This is a genomic window from Billgrantia saliphila (genome assembly GCF_002930105.1).
Classification (GTDB): Bacteria; Pseudomonadota; Gammaproteobacteria; order Pseudomonadales; family Halomonadaceae; genus Halomonas; species Halomonas saliphila.
On sequence record NZ_PJRN01000003.1, the window covers coordinates 105878 to 122634 of the forward strand.

At 63.1% G+C, this 16757-nt stretch carries 16 protein-coding genes and 1 tRNA gene; 7 read left to right on the plus strand and 10 right to left on the minus strand.

Going from position 1 to position 16757, the window contains the following annotated elements:
- The first annotated feature begins 47 nt into the window (after window positions 1-47).
- Window positions 48-1103: an NAD(P)-dependent alcohol dehydrogenase gene (locus CYJ07_RS04185; RefSeq protein ID WP_104202435.1), complete on the plus strand. Its 1056-nt coding sequence runs from the start codon at window positions 48-50 to the stop codon at window positions 1101-1103.
- A 428-nt stretch (window positions 1104-1531) separates the two neighbouring features.
- Here CYJ07_RS04185 and purU read toward each other — a convergent pair whose 3' ends face one another.
- The 7 genes from purU to CYJ07_RS04220 all read right to left on the minus strand — a co-directional run bounded on the left by purU (window position 1532) and on the right by CYJ07_RS04220 (window position 10498).
- The gene (purU, locus tag CYJ07_RS04190; RefSeq protein ID WP_104202436.1) at window positions 1532-2398 is read right to left on the minus strand and encodes a formyltetrahydrofolate deformylase; all 867 of its coding nucleotides are present in this window, start codon (window positions 2396-2398) and stop codon (window positions 1532-1534) included.
- A 46-nt stretch (window positions 2399-2444) separates the two neighbouring features.
- Entirely contained in the window at window positions 2445-3095 is a 651-nt protein-coding gene (locus CYJ07_RS04195) for a sarcosine oxidase subunit gamma (RefSeq protein ID WP_104202437.1), read from the minus strand.
- Window positions 3088-6138 carry a sarcosine oxidase subunit alpha gene (locus CYJ07_RS04200; protein ID WP_104202438.1) on the minus strand — a complete coding sequence of 1017 codons (3051 nt, stop codon included), beginning with the start codon at window positions 6136-6138 and terminating at the stop codon, window positions 3088-3090. The genes CYJ07_RS04195 and CYJ07_RS04200 overlap by 8 nt, the downstream gene beginning before the upstream one ends.
- Complete coding sequence (locus tag CYJ07_RS04205) at window positions 6135-6527, minus strand: sarcosine oxidase subunit delta (protein ID WP_104202439.1); 393 nt, start codon at window positions 6525-6527, stop codon at window positions 6135-6137. Before CYJ07_RS04205 ends, CYJ07_RS04200 begins: the two co-directional genes overlap by 4 nt.
- A 12-nt stretch (window positions 6528-6539) precedes the next feature.
- Entirely contained in the window at window positions 6540-7790 is a 1251-nt protein-coding gene (locus CYJ07_RS04210) for a sarcosine oxidase subunit beta family protein (protein WP_104202440.1), read from the minus strand.
- A 49-nt stretch (window positions 7791-7839) separates the two neighbouring features.
- The gene (glyA, locus tag CYJ07_RS04215) at window positions 7840-9141 is read right to left on the minus strand and encodes a serine hydroxymethyltransferase (RefSeq protein ID WP_104202441.1); all 1302 of its coding nucleotides are present in this window, start codon (window positions 9139-9141) and stop codon (window positions 7840-7842) included.
- A gap of 319 nt (window positions 9142-9460) precedes the next feature.
- On the minus strand, window positions 9461-10498 hold the full coding sequence (locus CYJ07_RS04220) for a GlxA family transcriptional regulator (RefSeq protein ID WP_104202442.1): 1038 nt from the start codon (window positions 10496-10498) through the stop codon (window positions 9461-9463).
- A 283-nt stretch (window positions 10499-10781) separates the two neighbouring features.
- Here CYJ07_RS04220 and CYJ07_RS04225 point away from each other — a divergent pair, with 283 nt between their 5' ends.
- From CYJ07_RS04225 to CYJ07_RS04250, 6 genes are all read left to right on the plus strand, one after another.
- Window positions 10782-11312 (plus strand): helix-turn-helix domain-containing protein, encoded by a 531-nt coding sequence (locus tag CYJ07_RS04225; protein WP_104202443.1) that lies wholly within the window; start codon window positions 10782-10784, stop codon window positions 11310-11312.
- Window positions 11309-12040, plus strand: a complete 732-nt coding sequence (locus tag CYJ07_RS04230) for an AzlC family ABC transporter permease (protein WP_104202444.1) — start codon at window positions 11309-11311, stop codon at window positions 12038-12040. Before CYJ07_RS04225 ends, CYJ07_RS04230 begins: the two co-directional genes overlap by 4 nt.
- The gene (locus CYJ07_RS04235; RefSeq protein ID WP_104202445.1) at window positions 12033-12374 is read left to right on the plus strand and encodes an AzlD domain-containing protein; all 342 of its coding nucleotides are present in this window, start codon (window positions 12033-12035) and stop codon (window positions 12372-12374) included. Before CYJ07_RS04230 ends, CYJ07_RS04235 begins: the two co-directional genes overlap by 8 nt.
- Before the next feature lie 334 nt (window positions 12375-12708).
- A complete protein-coding gene (gdhA, locus tag CYJ07_RS04240) occupies window positions 12709-14061 on the plus strand; it encodes an NADP-specific glutamate dehydrogenase (protein WP_104202446.1) in 1353 nt (450 codons plus the stop codon).
- A gap of 112 nt (window positions 14062-14173) precedes the next feature.
- Window positions 14174-14371 carry a hypothetical protein gene (locus CYJ07_RS04245; RefSeq protein WP_104202447.1) on the plus strand — a complete coding sequence of 66 codons (198 nt, stop codon included), beginning with the start codon at window positions 14174-14176 and terminating at the stop codon, window positions 14369-14371.
- 69 nt (window positions 14372-14440) lie between these two features.
- Complete coding sequence (locus CYJ07_RS04250; protein ID WP_104202448.1) at window positions 14441-15019, plus strand: hypothetical protein; 579 nt, start codon at window positions 14441-14443, stop codon at window positions 15017-15019.
- A gap of 179 nt (window positions 15020-15198) precedes the next feature.
- Here the strand turns inward: CYJ07_RS04250 and CYJ07_RS04255 are convergent.
- The 3 genes from CYJ07_RS04255 to CYJ07_RS04265 all read right to left on the minus strand — a co-directional run bounded on the left by CYJ07_RS04255 (window position 15199) and on the right by CYJ07_RS04265 (window position 16457).
- Window positions 15199-15286: transfer RNA gene (locus tag CYJ07_RS04255), tRNA-Ser, on the minus strand.
- A 102-nt stretch (window positions 15287-15388) separates the two neighbouring features.
- Window positions 15389-15892 carry a YiiD C-terminal domain-containing protein gene (locus CYJ07_RS04260; RefSeq protein WP_104202449.1) on the minus strand — a complete coding sequence of 168 codons (504 nt, stop codon included), beginning with the start codon at window positions 15890-15892 and terminating at the stop codon, window positions 15389-15391.
- Window positions 15893-15896: 4 nt separating this feature from the next.
- Window positions 15897-16457, minus strand: coding sequence for a nitroreductase family protein (locus tag CYJ07_RS04265; RefSeq protein WP_104202450.1), 561 nt, complete (start codon window positions 16455-16457; stop codon window positions 15897-15899).
- Window positions 16458-16757: the final 300 nt, after the last annotated feature.

Sequence of the window (16757 nt, forward strand, 5' to 3'; positions counted from 1 at the left end):
CTCCTCGACCATACTGGGCGCACGTTAAACATCAAGAGGAGTGTGACATGAGCCAAACTCGCGCCTATGCGGCCTACGCCCCCGACCAGCTCCTGGCCCCCTTCCAGTTCGAGCGTCGCCAGCCGCGACCGGACGATGTTGCCATCGAAATCCTTTATTGCGGCGTCTGCCACAGCGACCTTCACTTCGCTCGCGACGACTGGGGCATGAGCCGCTATCCCGTCGTCCCCGGGCACGAGATCGTCGGACGCGTCATCGCCGTGGGCGACCAGGTTACGCGTTTCCAGGCGGGCGACCTGGTCGGCGTGGGCTGCATGGTCGACTCCTGCCGCCATTGCCAGCCCTGCCGCGACGGTGTCGAGCAGTTCTGCCTCGAAGGCTTCACCATGACCTACGGCAGCGACGATCACCAGGACGGCACGCTGACCCAGGGCGGTTACTCGGACAACATCGTGGTCAGCGAGCGCTTCGTGCTGCGCATGCCTGAAGGCATCGATCTCGCTTCCGCCGCGCCGATCTTGTGCGCCGGCATCACCACCTACTCGCCGCTCAAGCACTACGGCGTGAAGGCCGGCCACAAGGTTGGGGTGATCGGCATGGGCGGGCTTGGCCACATGGGGGTCAAGCTGGCCAAGGCGCTGGGCGCCGAAGTGACCGTCTTCACCCGTTCCGAAAGCAAGGTCGATGAAGCCAGGGGGCATGGTGCCGACCACGTGGTCGTTTCCACCGACCTCGCCCAGATGGATGCCGTGGCCGAGACCTTCGACTTCATGCTCGACACCGTGCCGGTGCAGCACGACCTCAACCCCTACCTGGCGGCCCTGAAGTACGACGGCACCCACATCCTGGTCGGCCTGCTCGATCCCATCGAGCCCGCCATCAATGCTTTCAACCTGGTGTTCAAGCGCCGCGTGCTCGCGGGCTCACTGATCGGCGGCATCCAGGAGACCCAGGAGCTGCTGGACTTCTGCGCCGAGCACAACATTCGCTGCGACATCGAGATGCTCGATATTCACGACATCAACGAAGCCTACGCGCGCATGGAGAAAGGCGACGTGCGCTACCGCTTCGTGATCGACATGGCGTCGTTGAAAAAGGCCTGAACGTGTCACGCAAACGAAAGGACCCCGACCGATGGCCGGGGTCAGGTGCGATGAGACGCGATATTTTGGCGAACCCGCAGGGAACGCGAAACCACAGCATCTCCCGCATCAGTATGGCCGTCTCGGCATGACCCAGCACTGAAGAGTACCGCTGCATCGAGTCGAGCCCGCCAAAGAAAAAGCCCGGCCACTAAGGCCGGGCTTTCTATCGACGCTTCCCTATCCAACCAACCTTGGGCATCCTGCCCAAGCGTCCTTGGGTATGAGCGTTCCGTCGCTCGACCTTCCGTGTTGGGCGATCCATTGCCCGATGCCTACAGCGTGGCACAGATGAACGGATCCAGTGTTAACCGAGGATAAACTTCCATGTAAGAAATTGCTGTGACTTATGTAGGATAAAACTTACATGGCCGAAGCTACTGGCCATGCTAGCGGTCGAAGACGACCGTGCGGCTGGCATGCAGGAAGACCCGCCGCTCCACGTGCAGGGCGACTGCCTTGGCCAGGGTCAGGCATTCGATGTCACGCCCCTTGGCCACGAGGTCTTCCGGGTAGTCGGCATGGCTCACCGACGCCACGCCCTGGGTGATGATGGGCCCCTCGTCCAGGTCGTCGTTGATGTAGTGGGCGGTGGCGCCGACCAGCTTGACACCCTTCTCGTACGCCTGGTGATAGGGGCGCGCGCCCTTGAAGCCGGGCAGCAGCGAATGGTGGATATTGATCGCGCGACCGGCGAGCCGGGTGCACATCCGGCTCGACAGCACCTGCATGTAGCGGGCCAGGATCACCAGCTCGGCGCCGCTCGCCTCTATCACCTCCTCGACACTGGCCTCCTGTTCGAATTTGGTCTCGGGCGTGATCGGAAAGTGGTGATAGGGAATGCCGTGCCACTCCGCCAATGACGCCAGGTCGGGATGGTTGGAGACGATGGCACGAATCTCGATCGGCAGCTGGCCGGTGCGGTAGCGATACAACAGGTCGTTGAGGCAATGGTCGGCCTTGGACACCATGATCACCACCGGCATACGCCGCCCCGGGGGTGTCAGCTCGAAGTTCATGTCGAATTCGACGGCACGTTCGGCGAAACCGGTAAGAAAGGCCTCGGCCTCGAAGTCCTCCGCCTCGGGCCGGAACTCGGTGCGAATGAAGAAACGGCCGCTCAGCTCATCGTCGAAGGAGTGCTGTTCGGTGATGTAGCAGCGGCTTTCCTTGAGGAAGCGCGTGACCACGTCGACAGTGCCGAGTCGGCTCGGGCATTGGGCCGCCAGGATCCAACGATTGGGGCTGTCTTGCATGTGATGTCTCTCCCGGATGGGGCCGGCGCCAGCCGGCCCCGACCTGTCAGGCCTCGACGCCGATGGCGTACTCCTCGCCGGCATCCAGCAGCCAGCGATAGAGGTAGTCGGCGAAGCTGCGTCGCAGTACCAGCTCCCAACGCGTCTCACCGACGCGACGCAGGATCAGGCTACTCTTGGCGAACACCGTGGTCACGCCCTTGCCTACCGGGAAGGCCATGGGGTGGACGTCGTAAGGCGTCGATTTCATCAGCAGCTCGCAGACCTTGTCGCCCTCGAGTTCGAGCAACGTCTGGCCGCCGCTGACATTGACAATGGCGTAGTGGGCGTCGCCCAGGGCCTCGCGCAGCGTGCCTTCCAGTTCGCACTCCTCGCCGCCGGGCACGATCACGAGCCATTCGTCCGGCGAGAGCCATTGGATCGAGCGTTCGCCGCTCTCATCCAGGCTCAGGCTATTGGGGCGAGCCGGCAGCGGGAGGCCGAGCACCTGGCGCACGACATCGTCGAGCACGATGGCGCCGCCGCGCAGGATCAGGTGGCCGAGCATGGCCCGCTCGCGCATCACCACGCGGCTGTTGGCGCCGACGTTCGGTCGGCCGCTGTCATGATAGGACCAGGCCAGCGGGGACTCGGCCGGGACATCGCTCTTGGGTCGCACGTCGTACACGTTGGCCCAGGTCGCAGTGTGTTCAGACATGCTGGCGCTCTCCCTTACGGTCGTAGAAGATCGTGCCGACGATTTCCGCGGCGTGGGTCTGGCCGTTGGCCATGGGCAGGTAGACAGTCTCGCCCATACGGTGGTGGCCGCCCTTGACCACCGCCAGGGCGAAGCCGCTGCCCAGCGTCGGGCTGTAGTAGCTAGAGGTCACATGCCCCACCATGGGCATGGGAATGGCGTGGTCGGGATCGAAGACGATCTGGGCGCCCTCCTCCAGCACCACCGTGGGGTCCTTCGGCCTGAGGCCCACCAACTGCTTGCGGTCTGTGCGACGGGTATCGGAACGCGACAGCGCCCGCTTGCCGACCCACGAGAACGGCTTGTCGTAACCGACGGCCCACTGCATGCCCAAATCCTCTGGCGTGACCGAGCCGTCGCTGTCCTGGCCGGCGATGATGAAACCCTTCTCCGCACGCAGCACGTGCATGGTTTCGGTGCCGTAGGGCGTCAAGCCGTACTTGTCGCCGTGCTCGAACAGGATCTTCCAGACGTGCATGGCGTAGTTGGCCTGGACGTTGATCTCGTAGGCAAGCTCGCCGGTGAAGGAGATGCGGAACACCCGGGCCGGCACACCGGCGACCTTGCCCTCGCGCCAGTCCATGAACTTGAACGTGTCGCGTGAGAGATCGATGTCGGTGATCTCGGCCAGCAGGTTGCGCGCCTCGGGACCGGTCACGGTCATGGTCGCCCAGTGGTCGGTCACCGAGGTGAAATAAACCTGCAGCTCCGGCCACTCGGTCTGGTGCCACAGTTCAAGCCATTCCATGACCCCAGCAGCACCGCCGGTGGTGGTGGTCATCAGGAAGTGATTCTCGCCCAGGCAGCTGGTGGTGCCGTCGTCCATCAGCATGCCGTCGTCCTTGCACATCAGGCCGTAGCGCGCACGCCCCACCTCGAGCTTCAGCCACTTGTTGGTGTAGATGCGGTTGAGGAACTCGCGGGCGTCCGGGCCCTGAATGTCGATCTTGCCCAACGTGGAGGCGTCGAGGATGCCGACCTTCTCGCGCACTGCCAGGCACTCGCGGGCCACCGCCTCGTGCATCGTCTCCTGCTTGCCATTCACGGTCTGCGGAAAGTACCAGGGGCGCTTCCACTGGCCGACGTCCTCGAACTCGGCGCCGTGCTCCACGTGCCACTGGTGCAGCGCGGTGTAACGCTCCGGGTCGAACAGTTCGCGGCAGTGGCGGCCTACGATGGCGCCGAAAGTCACCGGCGTGTAGTTGGGGCGGAACACGGTGGTGCCCACCTCGGGTATCGACTTGCCCAGGCAGCGCGCAGCAATGGCCATGCCATTGATGTTGCCGAGCTTGCCCTGGTCGGTACCGAAGCCCATGGCGGTGTAGCGCTTGACGTGCTCGATAGACTCGAAGCCTTCGCGGGTGGCGATCTCGATAGCCGCCGCGGTGACGTCGTTCTGCAGGTCGACGAACTGCTTGGGCGCTCGCAGCGTGGGCTTCTCATGGGGTACCTGGTAGAGCGCGCAAGCCGCCCCCTCATGCCTGGCATCGATCTGGGGCAGCTCGATGGCCCTGGCCGACAGGCCGAGCGTCTCGAGGGCCCGCGCCGCCATGGCGACGCCGTCGGCCAAGCCTTCCGCCAGGTCGTGGATGCCACGGGCGCTGCCGGCAGCATGCACGCCCTTCACCAGGCCGGGCACGAAGCCGAGAATCGCCTCGTTCCAGGTCGGCCGCGCGCCGGTGTGGGAGGCCAGATGGATCACCGGGCTGTAGCCGCCGGAGCTGGCGATGGTATCGCAATCCAGCGTCTCGGCCTGGCCGGTAACCTTGAATGCCTCGGCGTCGATGGTCGCGACGCGCGCGCCGGTCACCCGCGTGCCGCCCTTGGCCTCGAGCACCGCCGCACCGTCGATGATGCGAATGCCGCGCTCGCGGGCCTGCGCCACCAGATCGCCCGTCGGCGCGGAGCGGGCATCGACGATGGCCACCACCTCGCGGCCGGCGTCCTGCCAATCGAGGGCGGCACGGTAGGCGTGGTCGTTGGTGGTGGAGAGCACCAATCGGCGGCCCGGCACCACGCCGTAGCGACGGATATAGGTGGACACGGCACCGGCCAGCAGATTGCCCGGCACGTCGTTGCCGGCATACACCAGCGGGCGCTCGTGGGCGCCGGTCGCCAGCAGCACCTGGCCGGCGCGCACGCGGTGCATCCGCGACCGGGCGGTACGATGGCCGCCCTTCAATGAGGCGGTCTCGCCGAGATGCTCGGTGCGCCGCTCGTGCAGCGTGACGAAATGATGGTCGTGGTAGCCGTTGGCAGTGGTGCGCGGCAGCAGAGTGACGTTGTCGAGCCCGGCAAGTTCCTCCAGCACCTGCGCCACCCACTGGGCGGCCGGCTGGTGATCGAGCAGCTCGCGGCTGTCGAGCAGCGAACCGCCCAACTCCTCCTGCTCGTCGCAAAGTATCACCCGGGCACCGCTGCGCGCCGCCGTCAGCGCCGCCGCCAGCCCGGTCGGGCCGGCGCCGATCACCAGCACGTCGCAATTCTGGTGCAGGTGATCGTAGATATCGGGATCCGGCTCCATGGGGCTGCGCCCGAGGCCCGCGCCCTTGCGGATGTACTTTTCATAAGTCATCCACATGGAAGCCGGGGCCATGAAGGTCTTGTAGTAGAAGCCCGGCGGCATCAGCGAGCCGCTCAGCTTGCCGATCATGCCCATCATGTCGCGCTGGACGCTGGGCCAGCCGTTGGTGCTGCGCGCTACGAGTCCCTCGAACAGCGCTTGCTGGGTGGCGCGCACGTTGGGCACCTGGGCCGCTTCGGTACTGCCCAGTTGGACCAGCGCATTGGGCTCCTCAGCGCTGGCGGCGACGATGCCGCGCGGGCGCGAGTACTTGAAGCTGCGGTTGACGACGTCGACCCCATTGGCCAGCAGCGCCGAGGCCAGGGTGTCGCCGGCGTGGCCCTGGTAACGCTTGCCGTTGAAGGTGAAGCTCAGCTTGCGAGAGCGGTCGATGCGCCCACCCTCCTTGAGCCGGTTCGGCTGTTTTAAGGACTTGTTCATGCCTTGACTCCTTTGACCGATGCCACTGAGGCGTTGCTGGCGCCCACGGTCTGCTGGCCGCTGCCGGCGACCTGCACGCTGCCCTGCGCTTCGCGGTTCGCCAGACTCTCGGCGGTGATCGTCGGCTGTTCACCCATCTTGTAGGTTTCGAGAATCTCGTAGGTCACGGTGTGGCGCGTGATGTTGAAGAACTTGCGGCAGCCGACCGCATGAACCCACAGCTCGTGGTGGATGCCGCGCGGGTTGTCGCGAAAGAACAGGTAGTCGCCCCACTCCTCGTCGCTGCAAGCCTCGGGGTCCGCCGGTCGCGCGATGTGCGCCTGGCCCTTGGGGTGAAACTCCTCTTCCTCGCGGAGCTCCTCACAGTAGGGGCAGTAGATATGGAACATGCTCGAACCTCCTTAATGCGCAACGCCCGCGGCGCCATGCTCGTCGACCAGGGCTCCGCTATGGAAACGGTCGATGGAAAAGGGTGCCGCGATCGGGTGGGCCTGGCCCTTGGCCAGGGTCCAGGCGAACACGTTCCCCGAACCCGGGGTGGCCTTGAAGCCTCCAGTGCCCCAGCCGCAGTTGAAGAACAGCCCCTTGACTGGCGTCTTCGACAAGATCGGGCAGGCGTCGGGGCAGGTGTCGACGATGCCGCCCCACTGCCGGTTCATGCGCACTCGCGAGAAGATCGGGAACATCTCGACGATGGCCTGCAGGGTGTGCTCCACGGTGGGGTAGCTGCCGCGCTGGCCGTAGCCGTTGTAGCCGTCGATACCGGCGCCGATCACCAGGTCGCCTTTGTCGGTCTGGCTGATGTAGCCGTGCACGTGGTTGGACATCACCACGGTATCGAGAATCGGCTTGAGCGGCTCGGAAACCAGCGCCTGCAGCGGGTGAGATTCCAGCGGCAAGCGGAAACCGGCCATCTGCGCCAGCACGCCCGAATTGCCCGCTGCCACGCAGCCGACGGTCTTGGCCTCGATGTCGCCGCGGTTGGTATGCACACCGTAGACGCGCCCGTCACGAATCTTGAAGCCGGTGACCTCGGTGTTCTGCAGCAGGTCCACGCCCAGCGCGTCGGCGGCACGGGCGAAACCCCAGGCCACGGCGTCGTGGCGCGCCACGCCGGCTCGCGGCTGCCAGGAGGCGCCGAGAATGGGATAGCGGGCGTTCTTCGAGCAGTCCATGATCGGTACGATCTCCTGGATCTGCGCGGGTGTGAGCACCTCGCTGTCGATGCCATTGAGCCGGTTGGCATTGACTCGGCGCTGGATGTCGCGCATGTCCTGCAGGGTGTGCCCCAGGTTCATCACGCCACGCTGGGAGAACATCACGTTGTAGTTGAGGTCCTGCGACAGCCCTTCCCACAGTTTCATGGAGTGCTCGTAGAGCGCCGCGGCCTCGTCCCACAGGTAGTTGGAGCGCACGATGGTGGTGTTGCGCGCGGTATTGCCGCCACCCAGCCAGCCCTTCTCCAGCACCGCCACGTTCGTGATGCCGTGCTCCTTGGCCAGGTAGTAGGCGGTGGCCAGGCCGTGGCCACCGCCGCCGACGATAATCACGTCGTATTGCTTCTTGGGGGTGGGATTGCGCCACTGGCGTTCCCAGTTCTCATGGTGACTGAGGGCGTGCCTGGCCAGCCCGAAACCTGAATAGCGTTGCATGTTCTCTCTCCTCGACCGGCCCCGCTCGACAGGGCCGGCCCATACGGGTTCAGGCGATGGCGTTTTCGTGCGCCGCTGCTGCGGGGGCGGCGCCGTAGACCGGATGCCGCTCGCAGAGCGCGGCGACCTTCTCGCGCACCTCGGCCTCCACCGCATCGGTGTTGCCTTGCTCGGCCAGCACGTCGAGGATGTCGCAGATCCAGCCGGCAAGCCGACCGCAGTCGTCCACATCGAAACCACGCGAGGTCACCGCCGGGGTGCCGATGCGCAGACCGGAGGTGACGAAGGGGCTCTGCGGGTCGTTGGGGACGGCATTCTTGTTGACGGTGATATGCGAGCGGCCCAGCGCCGCGTCGGCATCCTTGCCGGTGACACCCTGGCGGATCAGCGAGACCAGGAAGAGGTGGTCGTCGGTGCCGCCTGAGACGACGTCGTAACCACGCTCGACGAAGACGCCGGCCATGGTGCGGGCGTTGTCGATCACCCGCTGCTGGTACTTCACGAAGGACTGGCTCATGGCTTCCTTGAAGGCCACCGCCTTGGCCGCGATTACGTGCATCAGCGGGCCGCCCTGCTGACCGGGGAAGACCGCGCCGTTGAGCTTCTTATAGAGCTCCGGGTCGCCATGGGCCGAGAGAATCAGGCCGCCGCGCGGACCGCGCAGGGTCTTGTGGGTGGTGGTGGTGACCACGTGGGCATGCGGAATCGGGCTCGGGTAGAGCCCGGCGGCCACCAGACCCGCCACGTGAGCCATGTCGACCATCAGCCAGGCGCCCACCTCGTCGGCGATATCACGGAAGCGCCGCCAGTCCACCACTCGCGAGTAGGCGGAGAATCCGGCGATGATCAGCTTCGGCTTGTGGCTGCGCGCCAGGCGCTCGACCTCGGCGTAGTCGATCTCGCCGGTCTCGGCGTTCAGGCCGTACTGCACGGCATGGTAGTGTTTGCCTGAGAAGTTGGGTGCCGCCCCGTGAGTCAGGTGGCCGCCGTGGGCCAGGCTCATGCCGAGCACGGTGTCGCCCGGCTTGACCAGCGCCATGAAGGCGGCGGCGTTGGCCTGGGCACCGGAATGCGGCTGGACGTTGGCGTAGTCGGCGCCGAACAGGTCGCAGGCGCGCTCGATGGCGAGCTTTTCAACCACGTCGACATGCTCGCAGCCGCCGTAGTAGCGCTTGCCCGGGTAGCCCTCAGCGTACTTGTTGGTCAGCTGTGTGCCCTGGGCCTCCATCACCGCCCGACTGGCGTAGTTCTCCGAGGCGATCAGCTCGACGTGCGCCTCCTGGCGCGCCACTTCCTCGGCGATGGCGGCGGCGATCTGAGAGTCGAACGAGGCGAGATCTGCTTGGTTCATGTCTGGCTCCTGTTGTTATGCCTGGCGTTATGGCGTTGTCAGGAATGCGGCTGACGGCACGGAGGGTTTCCCCCGAATCTATCGGCAACCCGCAGGGGTAAAAAATTTGTAATCCTTATGCCTGGATAATCGTCGCGCGGAGGCGCCGGCTCACGCTGAAATTAATAGCGGAGACCGCAGGCGAAAGATTGAACGAATGCGACAGCTTTCCTGAACGGCCAGGATGCCGAGGACAACGCGCTTCCGTTGGCGAGCGCCGATCGGCAGTGAAACCCGCATGGCTGGAATGCGCGCGATACGTGAGGGAGCGACACAGCGCTCAGATGGCTGGGCGCGATTCGATATGCAGGAAGAAAGGATCGACCCGGTCGCTGTCCGGGTCACCGGCACGCTTGCGCATTTCCGACGGCGGCATGCCGAAGGCGCTGCGGAAGTGGCGCGAGAAATGAGCCGTGTCGGCGAAGCCGCAACGCTCGCCGATCTCGGTGATGCTCTTGCCGGTGTAGTGCAACAGCCAAAGCCCATAACGCAGGCGCAGATCACGGGCGAACTTCTGTGGTGCCACCCCCAGCGTCTCGCGGAAACGGCGCTCAAGATGACGTCGAGACGTTCCGACCCGCTCCGCCAGCGCATCCATCGAGATCGGCTCGCCCAGATGCTGCTCTAGCACGGCAATGGAACGCCGCACCAGACGATCCTCGATCTTGCCGAACACGACCGGCTGCGGCTGCGGATGCGCGCCGATGCGGGCTTCCTCGAGCAGCATGATGCGCAAGCTCTTCATGGCCCATGCCTTGCCCAGATGCCGCTCGACCAGGTAGGCGGCCAGGTCCGCCCCCGCCGCGCCACCCGCACAGGTCAAGCGATCGCCGTCGTCGATGAAAAGGCGATCTGCCACCGGCTCGATGGCGGGAAAGCGCTGGATCATGTCGCGGTGGTGGTACCAGCTCACGCAACAGCGCCGGCCGACCATCAGACCCGCTTGGATGAGGGCAAAGACACCGGTGCAGACTCCCACCAGCGGAACCTCGGCCGCCGCCGCCCGGCGTAAGTAGGCCAGCGCGGTGGCATCGGCCTGCTCGGCGGTGTCCAGTACGCCACCGATCACCACGATGTAGTCGAAGGCCTCCGGCGCCTGAAAGGGTGCGCATGGCGAGATGGCAGCCCCGCAGCTGGAGGTGGCCGGTTCCCCCGTGCTGGTCATGAAGGTCCAGTGACAGCGCAACTGACGGCTTCGATCGCCCTCGTCGGCCGCGAGGCGCAGACAATCGACAAAAGCCGCAAACGGCATCAGGGTGAAGCGGTGCAGCAGGACGAAGCCGACCGAGAGGGGCTCGCCCCGATAGGGAAGATCCATGGCGGCTCCTACCAGACGTGGGGGGCCGGAAACACCGAGCGGGAATACCTGGCGAATCGACTCTATCGGATTGTACAGGACTGGCAAGGCGCTGTGCGGTACAAGGATTCATGGCATACCCGCCGATCTTTTACGAGCTTTCATCACCAACCTCTTCCGCGCGAAACCGAGCGACTGTCAAGGGCGCCCACGCCTCATCCGATTCCTACCCCAGCTAGCGCTTGACACACCATTGTTCCTTATATAGAACGTTCGTTAAAAGGAACAACCAGGCGGCATCTCCATGGACCCTCTTTCGCTCGACACCCTAGGCCACCACCTGCAAAACCTGCGTCGCGAACGGGGTTGGTCGCTCTCGCAGATGGCGGCTGCCGCGGGCATTGCCAAGTCAAACCTCTCGCGCCTCGAGCAGGGCTGCGGCAACCCGACTCTGGATACGCTATGGCGGTTGGCGGTGCAGCTTGAAGTACCTTTCGGCACCCTGGTGGCACCGATTCGCGCGCCGCTCGGCGAGGATGGCGTGCAGGTGATGCTCATCGATCAAGGGCAGGACAAGCCACGCGTGGATGCCTACTGGATGCGCTGCGCGCCTTACACAGAACGTCGCGCCGAACCCCACACACGCGGCGCTCGGGAGTCGCTGACTCTCATCAGCGGCTGGCTGAAGGCCGGCCCCGAAGGTGACACGCACGCGCTGCGCCCCGGGGACACCTTGACCTTCGCGGCAGACCAGCCGCACACCTACGTCACGCGGGAAAACTGGGCAACGCTGATGCTCAGCGTGATCTACGCCGCGCCGGGAGAGAACCCATGACCCAACCCATCGTGCACGCAGCCCCGCGCGCCTGGCTGACGGGGCTGCGCGAGGCCATCCCGTTGATGAGCGGCTACGTACCGGTCGCCATTTCCTTCGGGCTGGTCGCCACCCAGGCTGGCTTCAGCACCTGGGAGGCGACCCTCATCTCGACGCTCGTCTATGCCGGCGCCTCGCAGTTTCTTTTCGTCAGCATGGTCGCCGCTGGTTCACCGCTGTGGCTCGTGGTGCTAATGACGCTACTGATCAACATGCGCCATGTGGTCTATGCCCCCAATCTCGCTCCCTGGCTGAACCAGGGGCGCTGGTGGCCTTGGCTGATGCACGGACTTACCGACCAGATCTTTGCTCTGGCCCATACGCGTCTACCTCAGTTACCGGAGTCGCAGCGGCTCGGCTGGTTCGCCGGTGCCGCTCTGCTGGCTTGGGTGAGCTGGATCGGCGGCACGGCAGTCGGTGCCGTGGCCGGAGAGGAGCTGACCCGCCGCTGGCCGCTGCTCGGCGAGGTCATGCCTTTCGCCCTGCCCGCCCTGTTTCTGGTACTTCTGGCACCACGCTTCACTGGACTCCGCTGGTCGCTGGCGCTGGGCAGCGCAGTGATCGTCGCGGCGTTACTCACCGAGAAGGGACTGTCCAACGCCGCAATACCGCTTGCCGCCGCCTGTGGCGCATTGTGCTTTTACGTGGTCAGGTTCAACGCAACAGCAGGAGGAAAGCGAGATGAGTAGCGCACTCTGGCTCGCGGTCCTGGCCACTGCGGCAGGCACGCTGCTGATGCGTATACTGCCGCTGCTATGGATGCGACATCGTCTCGAGCGCCGCGAGCGCGATGACGACTTCGACGCCATGCCCCAGTGGCTCGGCATCCTCGGCCCTGTATTGATCGCTGCGGTGCTAGGCAGCTCCCTGGTGCCGAGCCCCTCCATTCTCCTCTACTGGTCAGCGACCGCGTGCGGTGTCGCCATCACTTTGCTCGTCTGGTGGCGCCTGCGCTCGCTAGGCTGGCCGGTAGCGGCCGGAGTATCAGCTTATGGGCTGGTGATCATCATCCTGGGGCTGTGATTCCGCGAGGATGAATCCGGCATCCTCAATCCGACTCCTCTCCCATAGTGGCCGTGTAGTTTCACTCACCAAGCGGTAAAGGATGGTGATTTCTGAAGAGGACGATCTCCCGCCTCATGGCCCAGCGAATCATAGATCACCTTGAATGGGTTCGAATCGTTGAATAACCATCTATGAAACTTAATTAATGCGCCATCACGGTGCACATTTTTTTGCCTTTTAAAAGCGATTTCGCTTCATATCCATGTCTATTACGCACATGAGCTATGCAATTGCTGCATATTGGTGCAGCGAAGTATAGTGAGCGAACCCAATTAATCTTAGGCCACGCCATATGACGTACGTACACGACACTCTGGAAGGACTCCGGAAGAGCAGCCCGGCTCAGGGAGAGTTCTATCAGGCCGCCGAGGAAGTCCTCGAATGCCTGCGACCACTGCTCGAAACCGTTCCGCGTTACCATCAGCACAGTATCATCGAGCGCATTGTTGAGCCGGAGCGGCAGATTCTGTTTCGGGTCTGCTGGGTCGACGATGCCGGCAAGGTTCAAGTCAACAAGGGTTATCGAATCCAGTTCAATTCGGCACTGGGGCCGTACAAGGGTGGCTTGCGCTTCCATCCCAGCGTCAACGCCAGCATCGTCAAGTTCCTTGGCTTCGAGCAGATCTTCAAGAACGCCTTGACCGGCTTGCCCATAGGGGGAGGCAAAGGCGGCTCCAACTTCGACCCGAAGGGTAAATCCGACGGTGAGATCATGCGCTTCTGCCAGTCTTTCATGAACGAGTTATACCGCCACATTGGCCCAACCATCGACGTTCCGGCAGGGGATATCGGCGTAGGGGCACGTGAAATCGGCTACCTCTATGGCCAGTACAAGCGCCTCACGGGACGCTACGAAGGAGTCTTCACCGGAAAGGGCCTCAACTGGGGCGGCTCGCTCGGTCGCAAGGAAGCCACTGGCTACGGCGCAGTCTACTTTGCCCAGAACATGCTCGAAGCACGCAGTGACAGCATCGCGGGCAAGACCTGCCTGGTGTCGGGGGCGGGCAATGTGGCCATCTATACCATCGAGAAGCTCTATCAGCTCGGCGCCCGCCCCGTAACCTGCTCGGACTCGCGCGGAACGATCCACCATCCGGAAGGCATCGACCTCGATACGCTCAAGCTGCTCAAAGAAGTCAAGCGCGCCTCCTTGCGTGAGTATGTCGAGCACCACCCCGAGGCACACTACATCGATGCCCGTGACTACCCTTCCGACGGCCATGCCGTGTGGCGTTTCAAGGGTGACGTCGCCTTCCCCAGCGCCACCCAGAACGAAGTGACCGAAGCGGATGCCATCGCATTGCTGCAGAACGGCGTGCACTGCATCAGCGAAGGCTCGAACATGGCCTCCACCGCAACAGCCGTGGACCGCTTCCTTGGAGCCAAGATCGCCTATGGCCCCGGCAAGGCCGCCAATGCCGGTGGTGTCGCCACCAGTCAGTTAGAGATGGCGCAGAACAGCAGCATGCAACAGTGGTCACTGGAAAAGGTCGATACCAAGTTGCAAACCATCATGGCGGATATTCACCGACAATGTGCCAGCACGGCTGAGGAATTCGACGATCCCACCAACCTGGTGCTTGGTGCGAACATCGCCGGCTTCCGCAAGGTGGCGGATGCCATGATCGACCAGGGCGTGGTGTAAACACTTCACCCCGTTCACGGCCCGACCCACCTGGTCGGGCGCTGTTGGCCTTCCGCAGCCAAGGCGATTCTGCACTATGCTCGAAGTGCCAGTGGCTTCTAAGGAGGGCGACATGGACAAGGCCGTCATCGACGCAATACGGAAAAAAGAGCAGCTACCTGACAGCATGACGGATAGCGAAATAGCTCAGGAATACAAAGGGACATATACCGCAGCCAGAGCCGCTGTGAGCCTGCATCATAAACCGCTCGACCAAGTGCTCGCTGACGCAATGGGTAAAGTGTTCCCATTTATGAAGAAAAAGAAGTAACTGGAGTGACAGCACTTTCCCAGTGCGGGCGTTTTCGGGCAAGGTGTTCTGAACAGAAAGGAGAAACCGATGGACACCTTGCTCATTGTCCCAGCCACCGCAAATCAAGGTTTTTGGCAAAGCTTCACTGTCGATAACTGGATTTCGTTGTTTTCGTCCCTTCTCACCTTCGTTATCGCAGCAGCCGCCCTTGGCCAATGGCGCTCATCACAAAAAGCGCATAGGCAGGAAAATACGCCGATAGTAAAGAGTGACTTTCACTTTCCAGGTGTTAGGCCCGGAATGGTTACTTTGACGAATAGCGGGCTGGGTCCTGCACTGCTCCAGGAAATAAACATTTTTCTTGGGGGAAAAAAGTTTGAAGGGATATTAAAGGAAGCATGTGAAGAGGCCATCCACACGATAGGAGATACTTCCGGAGCCCCTCTTGTGGTAACGCGTAATTATGAGTACCAGAGAGGTTACCCAATAGGTAGAGATGAAACGATCCGCCTTGTTGAATTTCGATTCTTCAACGAGAGCCGGCCAAACGTGGGGGCTATCAAAGAGGAAACAGAGAAGAAAAGCCTTCAAATCGAGGTGGTCTATCAAGATATTTTTGGCAGACGACACGTCGCTCTTGACCCACAACCTGGCAATACCCTATAGATCAGCTTGATTCAGCGTCGCTTGGAAGGTGGATTCGAATCGCTGGGCAGAATGTTCCGCAAAAGGTTGAGAATCCTGAATCTTTAAGCGTTCACAGCTTTGTTCTCAAAACCGCTCCCAAAGGCCAGAAACGACAAAGGGAAATCGAGCTCACCGCTTGATTTCCCTTTAAAATGCTGTGGCGGAGGGGGAGGGATTCGAACCCTCGAAGCCTTTCGACTTACACACTTTCCAGGCGTGCTCCTTCGACCACTCGGACACCCCTCCACATTGTGGTCCTCACGCCTTTTGGCTATGCCTTGTGCGTCAGAACGGCGCAAAGTCTAACGGCTTAAGTATGCGTTTGCAAGCCGGTTTCGGCTTCGAGGATCAGCCGGCAGGCAGCACGGCGTAGTCGCCGCGGGCTTCCAGGCATAGGGTATCGCCGCACCAGAGCTGCTGCGCCAGGCCGATACGGCCACGCCCCCGGCTCGCCAGGCGCTCGGCAAGCGTCTCGGGCCCCCGCCCGCTTTCGGGTTCGCAGGTCAGACGGTAGTCGCCGGTAACGGGAGCCAGGAAGCACTGACCGGCCTCGGCCACCACCACGTCGCGGACGTAGCCGCGCTCGCGCAGCCAGAGGGTGGTCCAGCACCAGCCCAGCAGCGTGGTCTGGGCGGTGAGTGCGCCGCCGAAGCCAGTGCCCTTGTCGTTGAGATTGGGCGCAAGCGCGAGCTCCCAGACCAACCGCTCCCCTTCCCGACGCATCTTTTGTATGCCCAGGTGCTCGACCATGGGGATGGCGTCGCCGAGCCAGGCGAGAAAGACCTGCAGATCGTCTCTCTGGCCGGGGTCGGGCAGCGGCAGGCGCGGATGGGGAACGCCGACTTTACGCATGGCTTCAGGCCCAGCGTTCGACGAAATCGCTGATACGATGCTCGGCGATCGACTTGTGGCGCCCGCCGAGCTGACCGAGGTAGATGAAGGCGATCAATTCGTCTTCCTCTTCCAGGCCGAGCCCCTTGCGCACGGTGGGGTCGAAGGCGTACTTGCCGCTGCGCCACATGGCACCGAGCCCTTGGGCGTGGGCGGCGAGCAGGATACCGTGAGCGGCACAGCCAGCGGAGAGCACCTGCTCGATCTTCGGCACCTTGGGCACATCGGGAGCCACCTTGGCGATCACCGCGATGATCATGGGGGCGCGCAACGGCTTCTTGCGCACCGCATCCAGCTCGGCGTCCTCGATGCTGGGGTCTTCACGATATTCGGCTTCGGCGAAGAGTTCCCCCAGACGTTCGAGGCCTTCGCCGGAGAACTCGATGAAGCGCCACGGGCGCAGCTCCTTGTGATCCGGCGCACGCAGGGCCGCCCGATAGATCGCCTCCATCTGCTCGGGGCTGGGTGCCGGGCCGGTCAACTTGCCCATCGAACTACGCTGGTGCAATAGGGTAATTGCGTCCATACGGTTTCCCTTGTTAAGGAAACACTGCACAAATGTCTGCGCGCGCGAATCACTGCGTTGCGCGGTGCCGAAGCGGCGGACCGTCGGAATCATCACATATACCCCATATGCTCCGGTAGACTCGAAGCCTACGGCTTCTCGCCCCTTCGGGGCCATCCTGCGGGTGTTTGTCGCTTCGCTCGGTGCTGCGCTCCGTGCGCCTTGTGCTTCATTTCGCTCGCCGATTTGTTCAGCGTTTCCTCTAAGTCTTCGACAAAGATCGATCAAACTTTACCAGTTGCTGCGAAGACTGTCGTGCCG

Bases quoted from the DNA above. Each gene is read 5' to 3' on its own strand.
- CYJ07_RS04210 (WP_104202440.1), bottom strand. From the start codon at position 7,790: ATGCAACGCTATTCAGGTTTCGGGCTGGCCAGGCACGCCCTCAGTCAC.
- CYJ07_RS04205 (WP_104202439.1), bottom strand. From the start codon at position 6,527: ATGTTCCATATCTACTGCCCCTACTGTGAGGAGCTCCGCGAGGAAGAG.
- gdhA (WP_104202446.1), top strand. From the start codon at position 12,709: ATGACGTACGTACACGACACTCTGGAAGGACTCCGGAAGAGCAGCCCG.
- CYJ07_RS04245 (WP_104202447.1), top strand. From the start codon at position 14,174: ATGGACAAGGCCGTCATCGACGCAATACGGAAAAAAGAGCAGCTACCT.
- CYJ07_RS04235 (WP_104202445.1), top strand. From the start codon at position 12,033: ATGAGTAGCGCACTCTGGCTCGCGGTCCTGGCCACTGCGGCAGGCACG.
- purU (WP_104202436.1), bottom strand. From the start codon at position 2,398: ATGCAAGACAGCCCCAATCGTTGGATCCTGGCGGCCCAATGCCCGAGC.
- glyA (WP_104202441.1), bottom strand. From the start codon at position 9,141: ATGAACCAAGCAGATCTCGCCTCGTTCGACTCTCAGATCGCCGCCGCC.
- CYJ07_RS04250 (WP_104202448.1), top strand. From the start codon at position 14,441: ATGGACACCTTGCTCATTGTCCCAGCCACCGCAAATCAAGGTTTTTGG.
- CYJ07_RS04265 (WP_104202450.1), bottom strand. From the start codon at position 16,457: ATGGACGCAATTACCCTATTGCACCAGCGTAGTTCGATGGGCAAGTTG.
- CYJ07_RS04200 (WP_104202438.1), bottom strand. From the start codon at position 6,138: ATGAACAAGTCCTTAAAACAGCCGAACCGGCTCAAGGAGGGTGGGCGC.
- CYJ07_RS04225 (WP_104202443.1), top strand. From the start codon at position 10,782: ATGGACCCTCTTTCGCTCGACACCCTAGGCCACCACCTGCAAAACCTG.
- CYJ07_RS04195 (WP_104202437.1), bottom strand. From the start codon at position 3,095: ATGTCTGAACACACTGCGACCTGGGCCAACGTGTACGACGTGCGACCC.
- CYJ07_RS04230 (WP_104202444.1), top strand. From the start codon at position 11,309: ATGACCCAACCCATCGTGCACGCAGCCCCGCGCGCCTGGCTGACGGGG.
- CYJ07_RS04260 (WP_104202449.1), bottom strand. From the start codon at position 15,892: ATGCGTAAAGTCGGCGTTCCCCATCCGCGCCTGCCGCTGCCCGACCCC.
- CYJ07_RS04220 (WP_104202442.1), bottom strand. From the start codon at position 10,498: ATGGATCTTCCCTATCGGGGCGAGCCCCTCTCGGTCGGCTTCGTCCTG.
- CYJ07_RS04185 (WP_104202435.1), top strand. From the start codon at position 48: ATGAGCCAAACTCGCGCCTATGCGGCCTACGCCCCCGACCAGCTCCTG.